19 protein-coding genes, 1 pseudogene and 1 riboswitch are annotated in these 21,399 nt (G+C 43.8%); of the genes and pseudogenes, 8 read left to right on the top strand and 12 right to left on the bottom strand.

Annotation, left to right across the window (positions count from 1 at the left end; translation table 11 throughout):
* Nucleotide 1 precedes the first annotated feature (1 nt).
* Nucleotides 2-685 carry a thiaminase II gene (gene tenA, locus B0H99_RS11205; protein WP_106533747.1) on the bottom strand — a complete coding sequence of 228 codons (684 nt, stop codon included), beginning with the start codon at nt 683-685 and terminating at the stop codon, nt 2-4.
* A 148-nt stretch (nt 686-833) separates the two neighbouring features.
* Nucleotides 834-937: riboswitch (TPP riboswitch) on the bottom strand.
* Between the two features lie 34 nt (nt 938-971).
* The gene (locus tag B0H99_RS11200; RefSeq protein ID WP_106533746.1) at nt 972-2,102 is read right to left on the bottom strand and encodes an ABC transporter ATP-binding protein; all 1,131 of its coding nucleotides are present in this window, start codon (nt 2,100-2,102) and stop codon (nt 972-974) included.
* 285 nt (nt 2,103-2,387) lie between these two features.
* On the opposite strand from B0H99_RS11200, the gene B0H99_RS11195 reads away from it, so the two are divergent.
* The 3 genes from B0H99_RS11195 to B0H99_RS11185 are packed head-to-tail and all read left to right on the top strand — an operon-like array spanning nt 2,388 to nt 5,586.
* The gene (locus tag B0H99_RS11195) at nt 2,388-3,731 is read left to right on the top strand and encodes an ABC transporter substrate-binding protein (RefSeq protein ID WP_106533745.1); all 1,344 of its coding nucleotides are present in this window, start codon (nt 2,388-2,390) and stop codon (nt 3,729-3,731) included.
* Between the two features lie 16 nt (nt 3,732-3,747).
* Nucleotides 3,748-4,659, top strand: a complete 912-nt coding sequence (locus B0H99_RS11190) for a carbohydrate ABC transporter permease (protein ID WP_245894509.1) — start codon at nt 3,748-3,750, stop codon at nt 4,657-4,659.
* A complete protein-coding gene (locus B0H99_RS11185; RefSeq protein ID WP_106533744.1) occupies nt 4,660-5,586 on the top strand; it encodes a carbohydrate ABC transporter permease in 927 nt (308 codons plus the stop codon).
* 217 nt (nt 5,587-5,803) lie between these two features.
* Here the strand turns inward: B0H99_RS11185 and rlmN are convergent, their stop codons facing one another.
* Nucleotides 5,804-6,871 (bottom strand): dual-specificity RNA methyltransferase RlmN, encoded by a 1,068-nt coding sequence (gene rlmN, locus B0H99_RS11180; protein ID WP_106533743.1) that lies wholly within the window; start codon nt 6,869-6,871, stop codon nt 5,804-5,806.
* Nucleotides 6,872-7,030: 159 nt separating this feature from the next.
* Between rlmN and B0H99_RS11175 the strand changes: the two genes are divergently transcribed.
* Nucleotides 7,031-7,501, top strand: a complete 471-nt coding sequence (locus B0H99_RS11175; protein ID WP_106533742.1) for a VOC family protein — start codon at nt 7,031-7,033, stop codon at nt 7,499-7,501.
* Nucleotides 7,502-7,547: 46 nt separating this feature from the next.
* Here B0H99_RS11175 and scpC read toward each other — a convergent pair whose 3' ends face one another.
* A complete protein-coding gene (gene scpC, locus B0H99_RS11170; RefSeq protein WP_106533741.1) occupies nt 7,548-9,062 on the bottom strand; it encodes a succinyl-CoA:acetate CoA-transferase ScpC in 1,515 nt (504 codons plus the stop codon).
* Nucleotides 9,063-9,473: 411 nt separating this feature from the next.
* On the opposite strand from scpC, the gene B0H99_RS11165 reads away from it, so the two are divergent.
* The 3 genes from B0H99_RS11165 (at nt 9,474) to B0H99_RS11155 (ending at nt 13,109) form a co-directional block, all read left to right on the top strand.
* Nucleotides 9,474-10,712 carry an MFS transporter gene (locus B0H99_RS11165; protein ID WP_106533740.1) on the top strand — a complete coding sequence of 413 codons (1,239 nt, stop codon included), beginning with the start codon at nt 9,474-9,476 and terminating at the stop codon, nt 10,710-10,712.
* A gap of 172 nt (nt 10,713-10,884) precedes the next feature.
* The gene (locus tag B0H99_RS11160; protein WP_106533739.1) at nt 10,885-12,090 is read left to right on the top strand and encodes an MFS transporter; all 1,206 of its coding nucleotides are present in this window, start codon (nt 10,885-10,887) and stop codon (nt 12,088-12,090) included.
* A gap of 131 nt (nt 12,091-12,221) precedes the next feature.
* Nucleotides 12,222-13,109 carry a MerR family transcriptional regulator gene (locus B0H99_RS11155; protein ID WP_106533738.1) on the top strand — a complete coding sequence of 296 codons (888 nt, stop codon included), beginning with the start codon at nt 12,222-12,224 and terminating at the stop codon, nt 13,107-13,109.
* Between the two features lie 121 nt (nt 13,110-13,230).
* Here the strand turns inward: B0H99_RS11155 and B0H99_RS11150 are convergent, their stop codons facing one another.
* Together B0H99_RS11150 and B0H99_RS11145 are read right to left on the bottom strand one after the other, a co-directional pair.
* Complete coding sequence (locus B0H99_RS11150) at nt 13,231-13,416, bottom strand: hypothetical protein (RefSeq protein ID WP_106533737.1); 186 nt, start codon at nt 13,414-13,416, stop codon at nt 13,231-13,233.
* Nucleotides 13,417-13,546: 130 nt separating this feature from the next.
* Entirely contained in the window at nt 13,547-14,845 is a 1,299-nt protein-coding gene (locus B0H99_RS11145; protein WP_106533736.1) for an NCS2 family permease, read from the bottom strand.
* Between the two features lie 373 nt (nt 14,846-15,218).
* Here B0H99_RS11145 and B0H99_RS11140 point away from each other — a divergent pair, with 373 nt between their 5' ends.
* A complete protein-coding gene (locus tag B0H99_RS11140; RefSeq protein ID WP_245894507.1) occupies nt 15,219-16,148 on the top strand; it encodes a nuclease-related domain-containing protein in 930 nt (309 codons plus the stop codon).
* Nucleotides 16,149-16,339: 191 nt separating this feature from the next.
* Here the strand turns inward: B0H99_RS11140 and B0H99_RS11135 are convergent, their stop codons facing one another.
* The 6 genes and pseudogenes from B0H99_RS11135 to B0H99_RS11110 all read right to left on the bottom strand — a co-directional run bounded on the left by B0H99_RS11135 (nt 16,340) and on the right by B0H99_RS11110 (nt 21,373).
* Nucleotides 16,340-17,551, bottom strand: coding sequence for a NupC/NupG family nucleoside CNT transporter (locus B0H99_RS11135; RefSeq protein ID WP_106533735.1), 1,212 nt, complete (start codon nt 17,549-17,551; stop codon nt 16,340-16,342).
* 318 nt (nt 17,552-17,869) lie between these two features.
* Nucleotides 17,870-18,049, bottom strand: a pseudogene (locus tag B0H99_RS11130) (MFS transporter); the annotation flags it as partial.
* A gap of 134 nt (nt 18,050-18,183) precedes the next feature.
* Nucleotides 18,184-18,429 carry a hypothetical protein gene (locus tag B0H99_RS11125; RefSeq protein WP_106533734.1) on the bottom strand — a complete coding sequence of 82 codons (246 nt, stop codon included), beginning with the start codon at nt 18,427-18,429 and terminating at the stop codon, nt 18,184-18,186.
* A gap of 123 nt (nt 18,430-18,552) precedes the next feature.
* On the bottom strand, nt 18,553-19,719 hold the full coding sequence (locus B0H99_RS11120; protein WP_106533733.1) for a TraB/GumN family protein: 1,167 nt from the start codon (nt 19,717-19,719) through the stop codon (nt 18,553-18,555).
* A 134-nt stretch (nt 19,720-19,853) separates the two neighbouring features.
* Nucleotides 19,854-20,699: a KPN_02809 family neutral zinc metallopeptidase gene (gene ypfJ / locus B0H99_RS11115; protein WP_106533732.1), complete on the bottom strand. Its 846-nt coding sequence runs from the start codon at nt 20,697-20,699 to the stop codon at nt 19,854-19,856.
* A 65-nt stretch (nt 20,700-20,764) separates the two neighbouring features.
* Nucleotides 20,765-21,373 (bottom strand): SAM-dependent methyltransferase, encoded by a 609-nt coding sequence (locus tag B0H99_RS11110; RefSeq protein WP_106533731.1) that lies wholly within the window; start codon nt 21,371-21,373, stop codon nt 20,765-20,767.
* Between the last annotated feature and the right edge of the window lie 26 nt (nt 21,374-21,399).

The raw sequence follows: 21,399 nt of genomic DNA, 5'->3' as shown, positions 1-21,399 counted from the left end.
TTCAAACACCTGCCTTATCAAGAGCTTCAACAGACCACGTTTCTTTTTTCCAGGCCTGCTCCCAAAAATTCCACTCATAATAGCTGCTCCGCCGGAAGCGGTCTTTCAATTCACTGCGCCTTATTTCCGGGAGCCCTTCTGCCAGCTCATCCATTCGTTCAATTTGTTCAATTACGAGTTTTCCGAACCATTCCGAGCCGTAGGTCTCAATCCAGCGTTTATAGATCGGATGATCAGGCTTCGCGTTTTTCAGGTTTTCGCCGATTTCGTAATACAGCCAATAGCAAGGCAGGATTGCCGCAAGGACGTCAGCCAAATCCCCTTCCGCAGACCGGTACATATGTGATACGTAAGCATATGCACTTGGGGATGGTTCAAACGCCGCCCAATCTTCTTTTGTTACATCCAGCAATTCCATGAACGATTCATGGAGCGCCATTTCCGCGGCACATGTCTGTTCTGCATGATGAGCGAAACGTTTTGTCGTTTCCAAATCTTTCGCTTTAACAGCTCCGATTGCTTGCACTTTTGCAAAATGTGACAGATAGTAAGCGTCTTGCATTACATAAAACCGGAATCGGTCAAGGGGCAGCGTGCCATCAGCTATCCCTTTTACAAATGGATGATCAAAACTTGCTTGCCACAACTCCTTGCATTCTTGACGCACTTCTTTACAAAATGGCATTTCTCCAGCTCCTTCTTATTTCGATTCCGGGCTATTCTTAGCTTATAAACAACTAAACTAAGCTGAAAGCCGCTTCCGCTTTTTAGCAAATAAAAAACGCCGCTTTCCAGTAAAGGAAAGCGGCGTATGCACTCATGAAAGAGGAAATAGCATGCACTCGCCACTTCCCTCCGCTGGTATGATCCAGATCAGGTTCAAAGGGTCCGGGCTTATGCCCGTCTCAGCCGATATCCGGCTCCCCTAGTGGTGTTTATTATTTACGTTTTCGATGCCACTATATCACATATCAGGAAACTTCTACAACTGATTTTTCAATTGTTTTTTTGATGCGTTCTCCGTTTTTCGGATTAAAGAAATGGGCATGGGACATATCAAAGGCAAGCCTTACCGTATGTCCTGGGCTGATTTGCGAATCGGCTTCAACGCGCGCCACAAATTCCTGATCGGCATAAAGAGCATATAGAATAGTTTCTGCCCCGGTAAGTTCGGAAACAGTAATCGTTGCATCAAATTCACTTGTCGGAATTCCCGTTAGATCTTCACTGTTTACGTGGATATGCTCAGGCCGGATGCCCAGTGTAATCGATGCTCCATCATAGCCTTGCCCTTTCAGCCATTCCAACTGCTCCCCTGGAATCGCCAACGCCCGGTCGCCCATGGCAAACTCCCCATTCTTTAAAGTTCCTTCAAAGAAATTCATGGCAGGCGATCCGATGAAACTGCCAACAAACCGGTTCGCTGGGAAATCATAGACTTCCTTCGGTGTGCCTACCTGTTGGATGAGGCCATCTTTCATAACGACGATCCGGCTGGCCATTGTCATAGCTTCCGTTTGATCATGTGTTACGTAAATGGTCGTTGTTTGCAAGCGCTGATGCAGCTTTGCAATTTCGGCCCGCATCTGTACCCGAAGTTTGGCATCCAGGTTCGATAATGGTTCATCCATCAAGAAGACTTGCGCATCCCGGACAATAGCGCGCCCAAGTGCAACCCGCTGACGCTGCCCGCCAGATAACACTTTCGGCTTTTTATCCAAGTACGGTTCCAGTCCAAGAATAGCTGCTGCGTCTTCCACTTTTTGCTTGATTTCCTGCTTTTTGACCTTGCGCAATTTCAAACCAAATGCGATGTTTTCAAAAACGGACATATGAGGATAAAGGGCGTAATTCTGAAAAACCATCGCAATGTCCCGCTCTTTCGGCTGAACTTCATTCATCAGTTTACCATTTATGTAAAATTCACCATCCGTAATTTCTTCAAGTCCAGCAATCATGCGCAACGTCGTTGACTTGCCACACCCAGAAGGACCGACAAAGACGATAAATTCCCCATCTTTGATATGAAGATTAAAATCTTTTACTGCGATAGCCCCGTTGTCATAGGTTTTCTTTAAATGTTTAATTTTAATCTCTGCCATATTGCTTTCCTCCATTCTTTTGTTTAATTATAGATAGTTTTCAGCATATTACAAATATGACAATGGAAAAGCAGGAGAAGTTAAGCTATACTTCACCTAAGAAGTAGAAGCTGGAATTTTCTATCCACCTTCTTTCCTGTTTTGAGGGGGAAAATGTTTAAAGTCCAGCAAAATAGGCTAATTACTTCGAGGGTCAAAGATTTTCTGAGAATCACTTCGACTGTCGAAGTAATAGCCTATCATACTTTTAATTTTTTGACACATCATCAGGAGGAGTGAAGGGAAATGAAAAAAACTCACAGCTTTATCTTAGTACTGACAGCTTTGGTTTTATTTTTAAGCGGTTGTGCAGGTTTCCAGACAAGCAACAACAGCAACAGCACCAACAACAATGAAAACAATAACACCGAAGAAAATTCAGAAGGCAAAACCGTCATCGATTTCTGGACGTTCTGGGGTTCTGAAATCCGCCGTCCGATTATTGAAAAAATTATTGCAGACTTTAACGAATCGCAAGACGAAATTGAAGTGAAACATACTTTTCTGCCGTTTGGCGATATCTGGACCAAAGAACTTGCATCAATAGCTGCTGGCGATCCTCCTGATGTCGTGATTAATGATATCAACGCAACAGCGCTTCGCGGCCAAAAAAAGCAAGCGATGAACTTGAGCCAATTCTTGGAGCAGGATGATATTTCAAATCGCTTCTACCCTGAACTTTGGGACGCAACACTTTACGAAGGCGATTCATACGGAATTCCGTTCAATACTGATACACGTGTTCTTTTTTATAACAAAGACGCTTTTGAAGAAGCAGGCTTAGATCCTGAACAGCCACCGACAACTTGGGCTGAACTTGAAGAGTATGCAGCTAAGCTGGATAAGAAATCCGGAAACGACTATGAGCGTATCGGTTTCTACCCATTATGGGGAATCGGGTATGACGTCTGGTTATTAAACGCGAATGGCCAGAACTATTTTGACAAAGAAAACAACGTCCAAATCGATACAGCGAAAAATGAAGAGGTCCTGAACTGGTTGAAAACTTGGAAAGACCGCTACGGCGACAAGGTAGTCAACTCTTACCAAGCACAGATTGACAGCCAGCAAGGGCATCCTTTCTTTAGCGGCGATTTGGCAATGATCGCTCAAGCACCAACTTTCTATACACAAATCCGTGATTATGCTGAAGACTTGAATTTTGGCGTGGTTGAACTTCCTGAATACGAAGAAGGCAACGGCCACACAAGCTGGGGCGGCGGTTTCGTAGCGGAAATTCCTGAAGGCTCTAAAAATGCTGAAGAAGCTTGGGAATTTATCAAATACTTGACAGATGTTGAAGCACAAACATATTGGGCTGTCCAAAACTTTGATAACGTGGCAAACGTTGAAGCTGCCGAAGCTGCTTCACAATCATCAGAATTCACTGAAGACGGCTCAATGGTTTATCAGAAAGCGGTCGAAAACATGGAGCAGACGCTGTTAACTCCGATTCCGGTAGTCGCACCTGATTTCAGCAGCTTGATTAACCCGAATGTGGATCAGTTTTTCCTTGGTTCTATGACAGCTAAAGAAGCATTAGAGAAATCGCAGAAAGATGTCGAGAACTTGATCAAGAAAAACCAGTAAGCAAGGGGGGACCGTTTTGGGGAAAAAGAGACTGACCATGCGGCGTAAGGAAAGCATCTACGGCTATATTTTTGTATTGCCATGGATTATCGGATTTCTCGCTTTCACTGCGGGACCTTTGGTATTTTCCTTTGCGGCGAGTTTCACAAACTATAACATAACATCACAGATGGACTTTATCGGAGGAGAAAACTACAAAGGACTTTTCACTGAAGACAGCCTTTTTTGGACCTCACTTTGGAACACCTTGTATTTTGTTTTATTTTCAGTGCCGCTGACGACCATTGGAGCGATTTTCCTATCCGCCTTGTTGAACCAGGATATGCCAGGCATCCGTTTTTTCCGGACCCTATATTATTTGCCGGCAGTGTTATCCGGTGTCGGAGTTTATATGCTGTGGATGCAGCTTCTCGATCCGGGCACCGGGATGGTCAATCTGGTATTGAGCTGGTTTGGCATCGACGGGCCAAATTGGCTGTTCGATCCCAATTGGACAAAACCTTCTCTGATTTTCATGAAACTCTGGAGTGTGGGCGGCGCAATGCTTTTGTATTTAGCGAGCATGCAAGGTGTGTCTAAAAACCTTTACGAAGCTGCGGAAATAGACGGAGCGAATACATGGAGAAAGTTTTTCCATATTACGATCCCGATGATTACTCCCGTCATTTTCTTTGATGTGGTGACGAGTCTCATCGGCGGGTTCCAGATTTTTCAGGAAGCTTATGTCATGTCCAATAACGGTGAAGGCGGACCAGCGAATTCTTTGCTCTTCTACAATTTGTATATGTGGAAACAAGCATTTACAAATTTCAACATGGGCTATGCCATGGCAATGTCGTGGATTTTATTCGTCATTGTATTCATCCTGACCATCTTCAATCTGAAACTTGCTCCTCGTTGGGTACATTACGAAGGGGAGGAGAAATAAATGGATAAAACTCCTGAAGATAACGATTACTTAGACCGTACTAGCGACTTGAAAAGCATCGGCAAGACAAATGAAAATCCGAGTTTCTTGGAGCACCGGGGAAACCGGAAAAACTTTCTGACGATACTCAATTTTTTCCTGCTTGCAATTGGCGGTTTGCTTATCATTTCCCCTTTATGGTGGATGGTTTCCACTTCTCTTAAAACAATGGCAGAAGTAATGTCGTTCCCGCCTTCCTTCTGGCCGGAGAATTGGTTGTTCAGCAATTATATACGGACATGGGAAGCTGCTCCCTTTACACGCTATACAATTAATACACTGACGATTACCACCCTGGTAGTAATCGGAAATGTACTGTCAAATTCGTTTATTGCTTACGGCTTTGCCAAAATTCCTTTTAAAGGAAAGAATATATTGTTTGCAATTGTCCTGGCTACGATGATGATTCCAGGATTTGTGACACTGATTCCACAATATGTCCTTTTTGCCAAATTGAATTGGATCAATACTTATTATCCATTGTTTGTGCCTGCTTTTTTCGGCAGCGCCTTCAACATCTTTCTCCTTCGCCAATTTTATATGACGATTCCTACTGAATTGATTGAAGCAGCAAAAATAGAAGGTGCTAATCATTTTTACATTTGGTGGAAAATAGGATTGCCGTTGACAAAACCGGCAATCGCTACGGTAGCCATTTTCTCGTTCAATGGCGCGTGGAATGATTTTCTCGGACCGCTATTATATTTAAACGATGAAAACTTGTATACGCTGCAAATCGGCCTGCAAGTCTTCAAAGGACAGCTTAGCACCCAGTGGAATTACTTGATGGCCGGTTCACTTATCGTGTTATTGCCAGTCATTCTCCTGTTCTTCTTTTTCCAAAAATATTTTATCCAGGGCATCAATCTTCAGTCTGGAGGAAAATGAAAAAATCCCATCTGCATTCTTGCAGATGGGATTTTTTTCTTTTCGCCTTAAAAAGCTGTCTTTTTTGAGCTTATGCACGCTCAGAAGAGTTTACGCACGCTCAGTGGAATTTATGCACGTTCAGCAGAATTTATGCACGCTCCGAAAAACTTATGCCCGTTCACTCAAAATAAGCCTATAAAAAGCGTCCTGCATGCAGGACGCTTTTTCCGCTTACTTATACGGTTGTTTTTTCTTTTTTGATTTGCTTGCTGCGCAATTGGCCGCAAGCTGCATCGATGTCTGCGCCTTGTTCTACACGGACGCCACAGTTGATGCCTTTCTTTTTCAACGCATCGAAGAAAGCGCTGATCGCTTCCGGCGTGCTTTGTTGGTACTGGTCGTGCTCACTGACAGAGTTGTATGGAATCAAGTTGACGTATGACAAATGGCGTTTGTTCTCAAGCAATTTTGCCAGCTGGTTTGCTTCTTCGACATGGTCGTTGACATCGCGCAATAAAATATACTCAAATGTGATGCGACGATTGGATTTTTCCAGATAATAATCAATGGCAGCCATCAATTTTTCAATTGGATAAGCTTTGTTGATTTTCATGATGCGCGAACGCAATTCGTTGTTCGGCGCATGGATAGAAATCGCAAGATTGACCTGCAAGCCTTCGTCCGCATAATCGTAGATTTTCGGTACAATTCCGCTTGTCGACACAGTGATATGGCGAGCTCCGATAGCCAAACCTTTTTGTGAGTTAACAACATTCAAGAAGCCCATCAAATTTGTATAGTTGTCAAACGGTTCGCCGATTCCCATAACCACAATGTGGCTGACGCGCTCGTCTTTTTTCTGAGCATCAAAGTGAGCTTGCACTTGCATGATCTGCTCAACAATTTCACCAGCAGATAAATCGCGGCTCTTCTTCAATAGCCCGCTTGCACAGAAACTGCAGCCGATGTTGCAGCCGACTTGTGTTGTTACACAGACGGAATTTCCGTATTTGAAGCGCATTAAGACAGTTTCGATCAAGTTTCCGTCCTGAAGGCGGAAAAGGAATTTGATCGTGCCATCTGAAGATTCCTGCTTGACCGCTTCTTCAAGTGTACGGATCGCAAAGTTCTCCTCCAGCAGTTGAATAACATCTTTACTTAAATTATTCATCTGCGAGAATTCAGTCACGCGTTTAATATATAACCAGTCCCAAACTTGTTCGGCACGGTATTTCTTTTGTCCATTTTCCAAAAACCATTCTTTTAGTTGATCTAACGTCAATCCATAGATGGAATTTTTCATTGTTAGGTACCCTCTTTTCGATTTTCACAATTGTTTATTATAATACTAAAAATAACCATTGACAACAACTATTTTTGTTTATCCAGAAAACTCTGTTTTCATATTGTGTTAGAAGTGCGTTTTCCGGGTAATGTCCTATATACATAAGGAGGCGGTAAAATGAGCGTAATCACCCATATTGGCCTTGCAGTCCCTAACTTAGAGCAGGCTATCAACTGGTATAGTAAAGTGTTCGGCTTTTATGTGCTTGCCGGACCTTTTGAATTTAATGAGGAAAAGGAAAAACGTCCAAACATGACACAAGATCTGTTAGGCGAAGAAGTAAAAAAAACACGGAACGTGCATTTGATGTCTTCGGGAGGCGTCGGAATCGAATTATTCGAATTCCAGCAGCCTACTTTTAAAGAAGAGCCACTTCCTGCCCACTCCGGCTTTTTCCACATCTGCCTCATTGTCGACGATCTTGTGGAAACAATAGAGCGAATCGTGCAGTACGGCGGAAAACAAACCAGCAAAATCTGGAGTCTTTCGGACGGAAAACCTCATTACTTGGTTTATACAAAAGATCCTTTCGGCCATACGATTGAATTGTATTCACGCAGCACTTCAGAAATGTACGGCGGTAAATAATAAAACCCAGCCAGTCCGAACGCGGACTGGCTGGGTTTTTGTTTCTTTAAACAAGCTGTTCTTTTTGCTGAAGCATCGTCCCTGTTTGAGCAAGGTTTGCGTGCCACGAAAAAGCTTTTTCCAGTACATGAGGCGTTTGCCCGCCGCGAGTCAATGCTTCTTTATAATATGCTCGCATTTGTTCACGATACATCGGATGCACACAATTATCGATAATCAAATTTGCGCGTTCACGCGGTGCAAGCCCGCGCAAGTCGGCATACCCCTGCTCTGTCACGACGATGTCCACATCGTGCTCGGTATGGTCGACATGAGTAACAAATGGCACGACACTTGAGATCTTGCCGCCTTTGGCGATCGACTTGGTGACAAAGATGGCAAGTCGTGCGTTGCGCGCAAAGTCGCCTGAGCCGCCAATGCCGTTCATCATTTTCGTTCCGGACACATGCGTCGAATTGACATTGCCGTAAATATCGAACTCCAACGCCGTATTGATCGAAATCAAGCCGAGGCGGCGAATGATTTCCGGATGATTGGAGATTTCCTGTGGCCGTAGCAGGATTTTGTCACGGTATTTCTCAAAGTTGTTATAAACGTGATCCATTTTTTCCTGTGACAATGTAATAGAAGAACTTGAAGCAAACTTCACTTTTCCTGCATCGATCAAATCGAACACAGCGTCCTGCAGTACTTCCGAATACATCTCCAAATCGCTGAATTCAGAATCGATCAATCCCTCCAATACTGCGTTTGCAACAGAACCGATGCCTGATTGCAGCGGCGCCAACTTTTCAGTCAGCCGTCCTGCTTGAACCTCTGAACGCAAGAAATCTAAAAGATGGCCGGCTATAACTTCAGTTTCGGCATCTGGCGGGACAATCGGTGAAGGGGAATCTTCTTGCTGAGTAAATACAATGCCTCTAATTTTCTCCAAATCCACCGGGATTCCGATAGTGCCGATTCGGTTATCGGCTTTGGTCAACGGAATCGGTGAGCGCTCACCTTGTTTTCCGGTGTCATAAATATCATGAATACCTTCAAAAAGTTCCGGCTGCGCCAGATTGATTTCTACAATCACATTTTTCGCATGTTTTACAAAAAGAGCTGAGTTTCCGACAGAAGTCGTTGGAATGATCATCCCATCTTCTGTAATCGAGAGTGCTTCAATAACTGCAAAATCTATCGGTTCTATAACGTTTGCCTTGATCCACTCTGCCGTATGGGACAAGTGATGGTCGACAAACAACATTTCGCCTTCATTTATTTTTTTGCGCATCGCAGGTTCCGCCTGAAACGGCAATCGCTTGTTCACAATTCCTGCTTCCGCAAACAATTTATCAATATCCGAGCCTAATGAAGCCCCGGTAAACACATTCACTTTAAAACTTTCATCTTCTGCACGTTTTACTAAAGCATAAGGAATTGCTTTTGCATCCCCTGCGCGAGTAAATCCGCTTAACCCGAGCGTCATACCGTCTTGAATCCATGATGCGGCTGTTTCCGCTTCCACAATCCGTTCTTGCAATTGAATAGCTTGAATTCGATGAATGTTATTTTCCATCACTGTCACCTTTCGGAGTTAGATTATATTTTCTGCTCTTCTACATTATAATGTTTTCCAACCATTTCTTTAAAAAGCCTGCTCTAAAATGGCGTTTATTCGGATCATTTTCCAATTTCTCGTGTCACAATTTTGACATTCCTCGTTGCCTTTTTACAACCGACGATCTAATTAGTTGCAAATTACATGGATGCAATAATTCTGCAAGACTACGATCATGAAAGCTCTTACAATAAAATCACTTCAATTATTCCACTTAAAGTGTTTTTACTAAAATATATTTTACACTAATTTAATAATAAATATCGGATTTTTATATTGACTTCCTGCTTTCACGGGACTACTATAGGAAAGTTGTCAAAACGAAAACGTAATGGTGCAATAATATATTTGAAACGAGGAACAATTTTCATGTCTCCAACTCAACGTAAGAAAATCTCAATATTAATGATTACCATGTTTATTGCCATAACAAGTTTCGGGATTACCGGCCCTGTAATCCCTGCTTATCTGGAATCCATTGGCCAAGGCGGAATGGCTTCCGGAATGATTATCGCTATTTTCGCCGGCGCACAACTTCTCTTTGCTCCGCTAGGCGGAAAATGGACAGATTTGTACGGCCGCCGCAAAATGATCATAATCGGATTAGCCATGATTACTTTTTCGGGCTTTTTGTTCTATGCAACTGACTTGTTATGGGTTTTATATACGGCGCGTGTGATCGGCGGCATCGGTGATGCTTTTCTGATACCTGCTGTCTTCGCCTATACCGCAGATGTGACATCACTTGAAAAACGGGCAAAAGGGACCGGTCTGGTTACGGCCTCTGTGTCACTGGGGCTTGTTGCTGGACCGGTTATCATGCTGTTCATGTCCGGCTACAGCGTTAAGGCACCTTTCCTTGTTTCCGCATTCATCGCTCTTGCCTCGGTATTGTTCGCTTTCGCTTTCTTGAAAGAAAGCGATCCGTCACGGACCGGCCAAGAAAACGTAAGAAATCTTGAAGATGAAGAGTCCATGTCCCAAAAAATTGCCCGCTCCACTAAAATGCCTTACTTTCTTCCACTTATCATTACGTTTGTCATGAGTTTCGGTTTGGTGGCCTTTGAATCGATTTTCGGTTTGGTGCTTAATGATGAGTTTTCTGCCAGCGTACAAGATATCGCACTTATCTGCATTGCCATACAGGGAGTCAGTGTTCTTACGCAATTATTTGCTGTCGATCGGCTGATTCGCCGATTTGGCGAAGTGCCTGTTCTGATCACGTTTCTTGTTGTTGCTTCCACCGGATTCTTGTTGGCCTTGTTTGCCGGAAGCTACGTCATGTTCTTTGTTGCTACTTTGATTATTTTCATGGCGATGTCGATTCTCCGGCCGGTGCTTAACATCCTGATTTCAAAACTGGCCAAAGGCGAAGTCGGATTCGCTATGGGATTGAGCACTTCTTATATGGGAATAGGCAATGTAATCGGGCCTATATCTGCCGGTATGCTGTACGATACCAAGATGGTTTATCCGTTTATACTCGGATTATCCATGTTGATGGTTACAATCGGCATTACAGTCGCTTGGTACCATTCAAACGGCAGAAAAACGATCTCTGCTAATGCAGATGAAACACGTGCTCTTGAAGCTGAGTCCCTCGTCTAGGGTTCAGCTTTTTCTTTTCCTATTTACATGGCGAAATTTCGAAACAGCATGCTTAAAAGTCAAGTTTGTTTCATTGACAAAATTCTCCTCCAACCCTATTCTATATAAGGTTGGATTCAAGATTTTAGTGTTCCGAACAATATCATATAGAAAGAAATGAGGATGTATTTCCATGTCTCCTGAACAAAAAAAGAAAATAATTATTTTAATGATTAATATGTTTATCGCCATTGCAAGTTTCGGAATTATCATACCGATTCTTCCTTCATACTTAGCTTCCATTAATCAAGGCGGAATGGCAGCTGGCCTGATGATTGCGATTTTCGCAGCCGCGCAGTTCCTGTTTTCCCCGATTGCCGGAAAATGGGCCGATCAATATGGTCGCCGTAAGATGATCATCTATGGCCTTGCCGGCCTGACCGCTTCCATGTTCGTTTTTTATGCTTCTGACTCCATATGGGTCTTGTACTTTTCACGTGTTATTGGAGGAATAGGTGCAGCTATGCTCGTTCCGGCAATTTTCGCCTATATCGCGGATATTACAACTCATGATCAACGCGCCAAAGGGAACAGCCTCGTTTCTGCTGCCATGTCTCTTGGTATCGTTGTCGGTCCTGGAATCGGCGGTTTTCTTGCCGACTATGATTTAAAACTGCCTTTTTTAGTTTCAGCACTTGTCTCTCTTGTAGCAGTTCTTTTCTCGGTTGCTTTGTTGAAAGAAAACGATGCTCCCGTTACGGAACAAACTGAAGCGATGCTTTTAGCTGAACAAGAGTCGATGTTCCGAAAAATTGGCCGTTCAGTCAGCATGCCTTACTTTATTCCGCTGGTCATCACACTCGTCATGAGTTTCGGTTTGCTGGCATATGAATCGGTTGTCGGCTTGTATTTGGACAACCAATTCCAATCAACAGCAAAAGACATCGCGTTTATGATTACAGCAACCGGCGTTGTCAGTGTTATCGTTCAGCTGTTTATCGTAGACCGCATTGTGCGCCGCTTTGGTGAAACCGCAGTCTTAATAGCATTCCTGATTGTTGCTGCGGCTGGTTTCTTCTTGTCTTTGATCGCTGGAAACTATGCGATGTTCTTCGCCGTTTCACTGATCATATTCATGGCATCATCTATTCTGCGCCCTGTACTTAACACCATGATTTCAAAAATGGCTGAAGGCGAAGTCGGTTTTGCCATGGGCATGAACAATGCCTATATGAGTATCGGAAATGTCATGGGCCCACTGCTTGCCGGTATGCTTTATGATATCAATATTGTTTATCCGTTTATCCTCGGCTTATTGTTATTATTAATCACAACAGCTATTACAGTAGTTTGGCAACGTTCTCGTACGGCTAAACCGTCTGCCGTAATCTCCAGATAAAAAAAGCTGGTCCCAATTGGGATCAGCTTTTTCATTTGTATGCTAGTGTACACAGCTTTACGTAACACTCCTTCAGGATGTATAATAATTATATAACTATTAGACTAAACTATAGAAATGAAGGTAATGCTATGTACAACATCAAAGCAGCCGCCAAAATATTAGATATGCCAAAAGTGACCATCCGTTCATGGGAAACACGCTATGACGCAATTACACCTGCGCGTACAGAATCCGGGCATCGTCTCTACTCAGATCAGAATTTGGAAGACTTGAAATGGTTGAAAATTCAGGTGCAGGAAAAAGGCATGAAAATTAGCCAAGCCGTCCAGCAGCTTCACCTCTCACGGAAAAAGTTCCATGCAAAACAGGACGACACAAGGGAACATCATAACCAGCCTTATGATAAACAGATACAAGAACTATATGGAGCTGCAGCCGAAATGGACACGGAGCGCTTCAACTATTTACTTGATTTGAATTTTTCGCTTTTCCATTACCGGATCGTTTTTTTCTCAATAATTGCTCCTCTTATGGTCCGCATTGGAAACGAGTGGGAAAAAGGCAATATTACTGTAGCTCACGAACATTTGATCAGCCATATCATCCAACAGCGATTCAACCAGTTTTTCCGTGTCTTCCCTACTGCACCTGATTTGCCGAAAGCGTTGGCATTGTGTCCGAGCGGAGAACATCATCAGCTTGGTTTGCTGCTGTTTACATTATTTCTTCGGGAAAATGGATTTTCAGTCGCTTACATCGGACCGGACACGCCTCTTGAAGGGCTTGATGAATTGATTGATAAGCAAAATTTTAAGCTTCTTTGCATGTCGATTTCCAATGAAAAAATGAAGCCCGTCATGGACAACTACATCGATAAACTAGCCAAAACAAATCCGGATATGCACTTTATTGTTGGAGGAAGAGCATTGAAGGAACCTGAGGTTGAAGGAAATGTTGCCTACCTCGGCACTTCTTACGAATTCTGGCAAGAATGGCTCCAGCAGCAACCGTTATAAATAAAAACGAAAAATCCCGCCAGGCTTTGCAGGCGGGATTTTTATTTGTACAAAAGCTGTACGTATTAACTTTGGCTAGTTTGTTCTTTCAATAAGCCTTTATAAAAATTAACCGAACGGTTTATTGCAAGTCCAAATCCTGATAAGCCGACTGGAATGGCCCATTGTCGGATACTTGGGAATGATAGAGAGCCTTTAGCGCAAAATTCTTCTCCAAGTCCATATCTTTCATCAATACTTTCATCTGTTTCTTCAATTCCGGATTTTCACTGACAAGTCGTTCCATTTTTGATTTGGTAAATTTCATGTGGATGCCAACTCCTTTCAACTTTTTTGTGATTTTATTATACCATGTCCCATCTGATGTCAGGAAATAGCCAGAAAACCTTTTTTATTGTATAGAAAAACGCATTTGCTTTCGCAAATGCGCTTTTGTGTCATCCGATTACATGGAATATGAAATTCATCAGGAACAAAGCAGCGATGATGTAAAGTGTAATTGAAACTTCACGGGCTTTTCCAATCGCGATTTTTAAAATCGGATATAGGATAAAGCCAATACCGATACCGTCCGCAATGCTGTAAGTAAACGGAATAAGCGCAATAATCAATAGTGCCGGAAAGCTTTCGCTCATATCCTGCATATCAAGATTTCGAATATTTTGAAGCATAAGGCCGCCAATAATCACCAAAATCGGGGCAATGGCGCTATCCGGAATCAATTTGATAACCGGAATGAAAAACACCGACACCAAAAACAACACGCTGGCTGTAATGGAAGTCAATCCTGTCCGTCCGCCTGCCACCATACCCGAAGCGCTTTCGACCGATGCCACTGTGGGACTGGTGCCGAAAATGCCGGATGCCATTGAAGACAACGACGTTGCTTGGAACGCGCGGCTAAACTTTTCAGGGCGATTGATAAAATTGACTTGTCCATGAACGAGCCCGATGTTTTCAAATACCAGTACCATTGTCAGTGAAAAGACCGCTATCCAAAATGTCATTGACACGATTCCGTCAAACGACAATGCGCCAAACACCGAGAATGCTTCTGATACGTTAATCGATGCGCCATCCATCCGGCTGAAATCGATCAAACCGAAAAACGAAGCAATCACAGTTCCCGCCACAATGGTAATCAGGAAATTTCCTGGTACATTGCGGACAAATAAAATGATGGCGACGATAAACGTCAAGACCGTTGCAAGCACGTGCGCTTCGCCAAGTGAGCCGAGTGCCAAGATTGAGGCTGTTCCTCGTTCAACAATGCCGCCTTTTTCAAGTCCGATGAGCATCAGGAATAAACCAAGCCCAACTGTAATCGCTTCTTTCAGCGAATGCGGCACAGCAGCACTCAAAAGTTTCGAAAATCGCGTGAATGCTACAGCGACAAAAATCACACCTGAAACGAACACCACACCAAGCGCTTCTTGCCATGACAAGCCCATTGACTGGACCATCGTGTATGAAAAAAGAGCATTGATGCCCATGCCTGGAACCAGCAAAATCGGAGCATTGCCCCAAAAGCCCATAACCAGACAGCCGAATACAGAAGCCGCTATGGTTGCGACAATTGCAGCTTCAAGCGGCATGCCCGCTTCCGACAAAATTAATGAATTGACCGCAATGATGTACACCACTGTAAAAAAGCCGATCAACCCTGCCGACATTTCGCGCTTTACTGTTGTTTCATTTGCTTGAAGACCAAAAAACCGGTCTACCCAATTAAACATAGTTTCTACCTTCTATTAAATTAGCCCTCTCCCAACCCGCTCTTCCTATATAGAATAGGTGAGCCAATACAGTAGTTTAATGAAAAAAGATACCACTGTCAAGGAAGAAAGCTTTATAGGATTCTATTCTTTAAGGAGGAATGAAAATGGCTCGAACAGGCTTTTTTTCTCTGAATGTGCGTAAGTTATGCTGAATGTGCGTATTTTTCTCTGAACGTGCGTAAGTTATGCTGAATGTGCGTATTTTTCTCTGAACGTGCGTAACAGCTAATAAGTTTTCGTGAAGCATGAACATTCTATAGTATAGAGGAAGAAAGCAGTGCTATAATGCAGTTAATTCATATTAGGAGGGATTTGTATAGCTGTAGAATTATTGCCAATTGCCGAAGCACTGGAATTGTTGTTGGGAAGATTGGAAAGCGATCATCCTCAGCGGGAGTTTCTTAAACGAAAACTTCACTGGACGATGGCAGGCACCCGAGGCGAGAGCCGTTTGCAGAAAGAGTTCAAGGAATTCTATTTGGAAGACGAGTTCCACATCCTGTGGAATGTCAACTTGAAAATCGGTACTTGGCCGGTGCAAATGGACGGTCTTCTGCTTACAAGTCACGGTGCTATCATTATCGAGTCGAAAAACATCAATGGTCAGCTTTATTTCAATAAAGAAACAGACGAATTTTTCCGTCTTACTATTGAAGGAGAAAAAACCATTCTGGAAGATCCGAGAATTCAAATGAACAAGCACATTCGCTTTCTGAAACAGTTTTTCAAAATAAATAATATCCGTTTGCCGATAGCTGGTTTGATTGTCTTCACAGCTAAAGAATGCGAATTCCTTTCTAAGCCACCTGATACAGCCATTTGTAAAACTTATCAGATGGTGGAGTATCTTCTAAAGATTTTGCTGGCCTTTCCCCCAGAATCCCCAAACCTTAACCTGCTGAAAATCAAAAGAATGATCCTGGCTAATCAAGCCCCTTATAAACATCCCCCTCTATGTGTGCATTTTTTCATCGACTCCAAAGATTTAAAGCCAGGGGTCTATTGCCGGAGCTGCAAAGAGCTGACAATGCAGCGCAACAAACGTAATTGGGAGTGCAGCAAGTGCGGTGCGCGTGACGAATCCGCCCATATTTTAGCTATTCGTGAGTATTTGACATTTGTAGAGAGACATCTAACAAACCAAAAACTCCGCAGTTTTTGCGGAGTTGAATCTAGAGCAGTAGCCACTCGCTTGTTAGGGAGAACAGATTTGAAAAGAATTGGCGAGTCAAAAGCGTATTCGTATCACATGCCGGAATGAAAAAGTCTCACTCATATGAGACTTTTTTATTTTATATTGCTCATTTTGCTGAACGTGCATAAGTTTCGCTGAGCGTGCGTATTTCTTCCTGAACGTGCATAAATTCTTCTGAACGTGCGTAATCCGCTCACAACTGCTCCTCCAGAACAAAAAAAGGCATCTGCGTTTTCGCAGATGCCTTAATCATTCTATTATAAAAACATACCAGCAATTGACGCACTCAGCAGAGAAGCTAGCATCCCTGCCGCAACAGCCTTAAGGCCCATGCGCGCGATGTCTGGACGGCGGGTCGGTGCCATTGCACCAAGTCCGCCAAGTAAAATTGCCAACGAGCTTAAGTTCGCGAAACCGCAAAGGGCGAAGCTGACAACGATGACCGTTTTAGGCGACAAGTTAGCAATTTCAGGTGCAAACGCTGTGTACGCCACAAATTCGTTGAGCACCAATTTTTGTCCGATAAAGCTGCCCGCTTGGACCGCTTCAGCCCACGGCACGCCGATTGCAAAAGCAAGCGGCGAGAAAATGATGCCGAGGATGCTTTGAATCGTCAAGTTTTCTGCGCCGAACCAGCCGCCGAACCAGCCAAGCACCCCGTTCAATAACGCAATCAATGCGATAAATGCCAAAAGCATGGCGCCGACATTTAATGCCAATTGCAGACCATCAGCTGCTCCGCGTGCCGCAGCATCCACCACGTTAACTGAAGTTTTGTCTTTTTCCATAATAAAATCTTTTTCTTCCACTGTTTCAATTTCCGGCATCATCATTTTAGCCATGATCAAACCGGCTGGAGCCGCCATGAAGCTTGCGGCCAACAGATACTCGAGAGGCACGCCAAGAAGCGCATAACCTGCTAATGTCGAACCGGCCACTGAGGCCAATCCGCCTGTCATAACAGCGAATAATTCAGATTTAGTCATTCCCGCGATGAACGGGCGCACTACCAATGGGGCTTCCGTCTGTCCGACAAAAATGTTCGCCGCAGCTGAAATAGATTCCGCTTTGCTTGTTCCAAGAAGTTTCGCCAAAGCGCCGCCCAAAAATTTGATAATAATTTGCATAATGCCAAGATAATAAAGAACCGAAATTAAAGAAGAGAAGAAGATGATGATCGTTAGTACTTGGAAAGCAAATACAAAACCGAAGTTTGTTGTATCGGCTGCAGGGCCAAATACAAAGCTGATCCCTTCTCCCGCGTAGTTAATTACATTCTGTACAACATTGGAAAGCCAAAGCAAAGCTTTTCTCCCTAACTCCCATTCTAGCACCATAAATGCAAATGTAATCTGAATCGCTAAACCACCAAGGATTGTCCGTGGTTTGATAGACTTTTTAGCTCCGGATAGTAAGAACGCTATCCCTAAAACAACGAATATGCCAAGTATTCCCCACAATAAATTCACTGCTTCACCTCATTAATTTAATTTCCTGATTAGAATATTTAGGCAATTCAACACCTATATATTCAGTCGTCAGACATCTTACCAAAGAAAGCAAGAGAAGTAAATGGACAGGTTGTGACAAAACATCTTCTAAAAAACTAACCTTTATTAAAACAGCATGTTTTTAGAATAAAATAGCTCAGTTTTCTTCCTCCGGCACCGCCCGTTTTAGAAAAAAGGCCATAAAAACACCAATTCCGCTCAAAATGCCTGCTGTGATAAATGAAATATTCACTCCACGCGCCAGGCCTTCCATACCTCATTGTTGCGGATTCAACGCCGTGTTGAAAATTTGCCAATCAAAAAAGCAGTGACTGGAATCATGACTCCGTTAACCAGCATAAAGACGGTCGTCAGCCACTGCGCGGTGTTGGCATTAATCTGTAGATCTTCCATGATATGCGGCAAAGCAGTCGCAAGGAGCGTCTGGTTTAGTATAGCAACAAACACTCCGGCCATTAGCACAGCCAAGAAAGAGCCTTTTTTAAAACCCTTTCCTGCTAAAGCTGTTTGGTTTTCCACTATACCCTCACCTCATAACCTGGAGAAAGAAGGATTGCTATACGGTTATTGCTTCTTTTTCATATTGCCTGTTAAAAAGTATGTTTCATCTTATAACGCATATAATACGCACCGGCAAACAATAAAATCGGCGGTACAATGGCCATCTTGAACCAAATTCCATCATCCCCCATAAAAATCAGCAAACTGGGCAATAACATTGCAGCCCCGCTCCACGCCAACAACTGCCATGATTTTTTCCAGATTCCCACGATCAACAGCACAAAAGATAAAATAACGAGTGACCAGAGCACAATCCCTGCCAAGAAAAAACTCATTTTTTTGCGCCTCCCATGCATGATGGTATGTTCTTATTTCTGCTATACCCCTTTCTAAAGTGAACTATCATTTTTAAAAAGAAAAATCGGACGAGAAATTTCTCGTCCGATTTTGAATAACTTTTATAAATTTTTTAAGAACAGCCGGATAACATCGGCGCCGCCAATGATATTGCCTGCTGCCGTTCCAAGGTTAGTCAAAACGACAACCAAAAGAACACGCGTGACTTTATTGTCCCAGAAACCTTTCAGTGTAAAGACATCTTTCGACAAGGTTTCAAAATCCCCGACATTCGGCCGGCGGACATACGCTTGCGCAAGACCCGAGAACCAGCCAGCGGCAAGCAACGGATGCAGTGCTCCGATCGGTCCGCCGACAAACGCAGTCAAAATGGCTAGCGGATGGCCGAATGCTACAGCTGCACCGATCGCGCCAAGCGTTGCCGTCCATAACACCCAGCTTTTCGTCTGGTCAATTCCAGCAGCCGGATTCAGGTAGAAAGTATAGGCAATGATGGCTACCAGCAAAATCGGCAACGCCCAGCCAATTATTGTCGGCCATTTTGATTTGGGCGGCCGTGTAGCAAGCGCTTCTAAATCATGGTCGCGATGCACTTCTTTTGTAATTCCCGGCACATGCGCAGCTCCAAGTACGGCTACAATTTTATTGCCTGGCGCTTCTTTGATTTTCTGCGCCAAATACTGGTCGCGCTCATCAATTAGCGGTGTTTTGAGTTTAGGAAATGCTTGTGTAAAATCATTCATCACAGCATTCAAAGTATCCTGTGATTTCATTTTCTCCAAGTCTTCCTCGGATATGGTTTCTTTGCTGAAGATGCTGTAAAAAACAGAGGTCAATAATTGGGCTTTGCCCATTAGACCGATATTGCCCCAAATCCGTGAAAATGTAATTTGAATGTTGCGGTCGGCAAGCACCAGATTGGCATCAATTTCTTTTGCAGACTCGATGCCTTGAATCATTTCCTGTCCCGGCTTTATGCCGAATTGGTCGGCCAAGCGATTTTGGAACGATGAAATCGCCAAGTTCATCAGCAAAAAACTAGCTTTCTTTTCTTTGATCACTTTGAATATATCGGTCTCTTTCCATTTGCTGTTTTCAGTTACCGATTGATAGCGCTGCGCATCAAGCTCAATGCAAACCGAGTCCGGACGCTCCCTTTCAATAACTTCTTTAACCTGCTCCGCGCTTAGTTTGGAAACATGTGCGGTTCCGATCAAAATAAGTTCTTTGTCGCCTAATTGTATTCGGGTAATGTTTTCTTCCGCCATAGTGAACTTCCTTTATAGAAATGTATTTCTTTCCACTCGATGCATGAAAAGACTGTCTATTCTTATAATGAATCACAATGGCCGAAATATCAATGCTCTACCGTCAGTTTCCACAAGAGTACACGAGAAAAACGTCACAAATCCTTCGCATTGAAGGTGTCGCCTTCTTTCAGGTTGCCTGCTTCAAAGCCACGGTAAAACCATTTCTTGCGCTGTTCACTCGTACCATGCGTAAAGCTGTCAGGCACGACATAACCACGCGCCCGTTTTTGTATAGTATCATCGCCGACCGCGCTTGCTGCTGTTAACGCCTCTTCCAAGTCGCCCTCTTCAAGAAGCCCCATTTCTTCCGCATGATGGGCCCAGACACCCGACAAATAATCCGCCTGCAATTCCAGGCGAACCTGTAATTGGTTATATTCCTTTTCACTAAGCTGATTGCGGAGAGGCTGGACTTGCTCCATTACACCAAGCAGGTTCTGCACATGATGGCCGACTTCGTGAGCAATGACATACGCCATTGCAAAGTCGCCTGGCGCCTGAAACTGCTGCTGCAGCTCATCGTAAAAGCTTAAATCAATATACAGCTTCTGGTCTCCCGGACAATAAAACGGCCCGACAGAAGCTCCTGCAGTCCCACAAGCTGAATTGACGCTTTCCGTAAACAAAACCAAGGTTGGCTCTACATATTCCATGCCTTCCTCCGCAAAAACCTCTGACCAGATCGTTTCGGTATCTGCCAAGACGACCGAGACAAATTCCGCACGTTCCTGATCCTCCGCCGTTTCCACGTAAGGCTGTCCTGAGCCTGTTCCTGCACCACCCAATTCATTCAAGACCGCTGTCGGGTCACCGCCCATGAGCGCAACAATCAAGACGAGAACCAAACCGCCAAGCCCGCCACCAACAAGCTTTCCACCGCCTCCCATTCCTCTTCTATCTTCCACATTCCGGCTAGCCCTTCTGCCTTGCCACTTCATAAGATTCCCCCCACTTTCATCAATCACACTTTAATTGCTTATACCCCAATATCTCAACTTATTAATCAGCTTTGCGACAGATGGTATACCAAAAAGCGTTCACGCATATTTTTTTGCCCCTCGGCCAAAACAATTTCTACTTTCCGTTCAAAGGATGTTCTGCGCTCAAGAAAATCAATATAGTCCTCCGATGGGAAAAATAGCAGCAATTTCACTTCGCGCTCCGTCTCTTCCACGGAACGCAAAATATTCGTAATGACAGACATGAAAATCTGAACCGAGAAAGGATTAAAAAAATAGAAGCGGTTATCCTGTGGAGCGATAGCATAATCTTGAGCCGCACAGCAATAAAACCTGATGTTCCCACTGGCCTGCTTTCTGCCCTTCTCGTATGCCGCCTGATTTTCCAGCGCCTCGTTATAAAACGCCGGATTAACTTCAATACCGGCCGTTTCACAGCTAAATCGATGATGGATATAAAAATTCAGCCGGCCTTTGCCGCAGCCGAAGTCGACAAGCCGATCTCCAGAGTCCAATTCATACCGGCTGAAGAACTGGTCCAGCAACGCATAGGGGGTTGGCTCATACCGGTGAAAATGCGGTGAGTCATTGAATCCCTGCTGGTTCCCCTCTGTTTTTATCCGCAGAAATTTATCGTATTCGCTCTCCTTCATGATTCTCCACCTCTCATCTAGGCATG

It is taken from the genome of Planomicrobium soli (genome assembly GCF_003014655.1).
GTDB lineage: Bacteria > Bacillota > Bacilli > Bacillales_A > Planococcaceae > Planococcus > Planococcus soli_B.
This window is presented reverse-complemented; position numbering and strand designations above follow the sequence as displayed.

What these genes read in the sequence shown, in the direction of transcription:
- B0H99_RS11145 (WP_106533736.1), bottom strand. Translation starts at nt 14,845, where the DNA reads ATGTTTAATTGGGTAGACCGGTTTTTTGGTCTTCAAGCAAATGAAACA.
- B0H99_RS11110 (WP_106533731.1), bottom strand. Translation starts at nt 21,373, where the DNA reads ATGAAGGAGAGCGAATACGATAAATTTCTGCGGATAAAAACAGAGGGG.
- tenA (WP_106533747.1), bottom strand. Translation starts at nt 685, where the DNA reads ATGCCATTTTGTAAAGAAGTGCGTCAAGAATGCAAGGAGTTGTGGCAA.
- ypfJ (WP_106533732.1), bottom strand. Translation starts at nt 20,699, where the DNA reads ATGAAGTGGCAAGGCAGAAGGGCTAGCCGGAATGTGGAAGATAGAAGA.
- B0H99_RS11125 (WP_106533734.1), bottom strand. Translation starts at nt 18,429, where the DNA reads ATGAGTTTTTTCTTGGCAGGGATTGTGCTCTGGTCACTCGTTATTTTA.
- B0H99_RS11160 (WP_106533739.1), top strand. Translation starts at nt 10,885, where the DNA reads ATGTCTCCTGAACAAAAAAAGAAAATAATTATTTTAATGATTAATATG.
- rlmN (WP_106533743.1), bottom strand. Translation starts at nt 6,871, where the DNA reads ATGAAAAATTCCATCTATGGATTGACGTTAGATCAACTAAAAGAATGG.
- B0H99_RS11165 (WP_106533740.1), top strand. Translation starts at nt 9,474, where the DNA reads ATGTCTCCAACTCAACGTAAGAAAATCTCAATATTAATGATTACCATG.
- scpC (WP_106533741.1), bottom strand. Translation starts at nt 9,062, where the DNA reads ATGGAAAATAACATTCATCGAATTCAAGCTATTCAATTGCAAGAACGG.
- B0H99_RS11185 (WP_106533744.1), top strand. Translation starts at nt 4,660, where the DNA reads ATGGATAAAACTCCTGAAGATAACGATTACTTAGACCGTACTAGCGAC.
- B0H99_RS11195 (WP_106533745.1), top strand. Translation starts at nt 2,388, where the DNA reads ATGAAAAAAACTCACAGCTTTATCTTAGTACTGACAGCTTTGGTTTTA.
- B0H99_RS11155 (WP_106533738.1), top strand. Translation starts at nt 12,222, where the DNA reads ATGTACAACATCAAAGCAGCCGCCAAAATATTAGATATGCCAAAAGTG.
- B0H99_RS11200 (WP_106533746.1), bottom strand. Translation starts at nt 2,102, where the DNA reads ATGGCAGAGATTAAAATTAAACATTTAAAGAAAACCTATGACAACGGG.
- B0H99_RS11120 (WP_106533733.1), bottom strand. Translation starts at nt 19,719, where the DNA reads ATGGCGGAAGAAAACATTACCCGAATACAATTAGGCGACAAAGAACTT.
- B0H99_RS11175 (WP_106533742.1), top strand. Translation starts at nt 7,031, where the DNA reads ATGAGCGTAATCACCCATATTGGCCTTGCAGTCCCTAACTTAGAGCAG.
- B0H99_RS11150 (WP_106533737.1), bottom strand. Translation starts at nt 13,416, where the DNA reads ATGAAATTTACCAAATCAAAAATGGAACGACTTGTCAGTGAAAATCCG.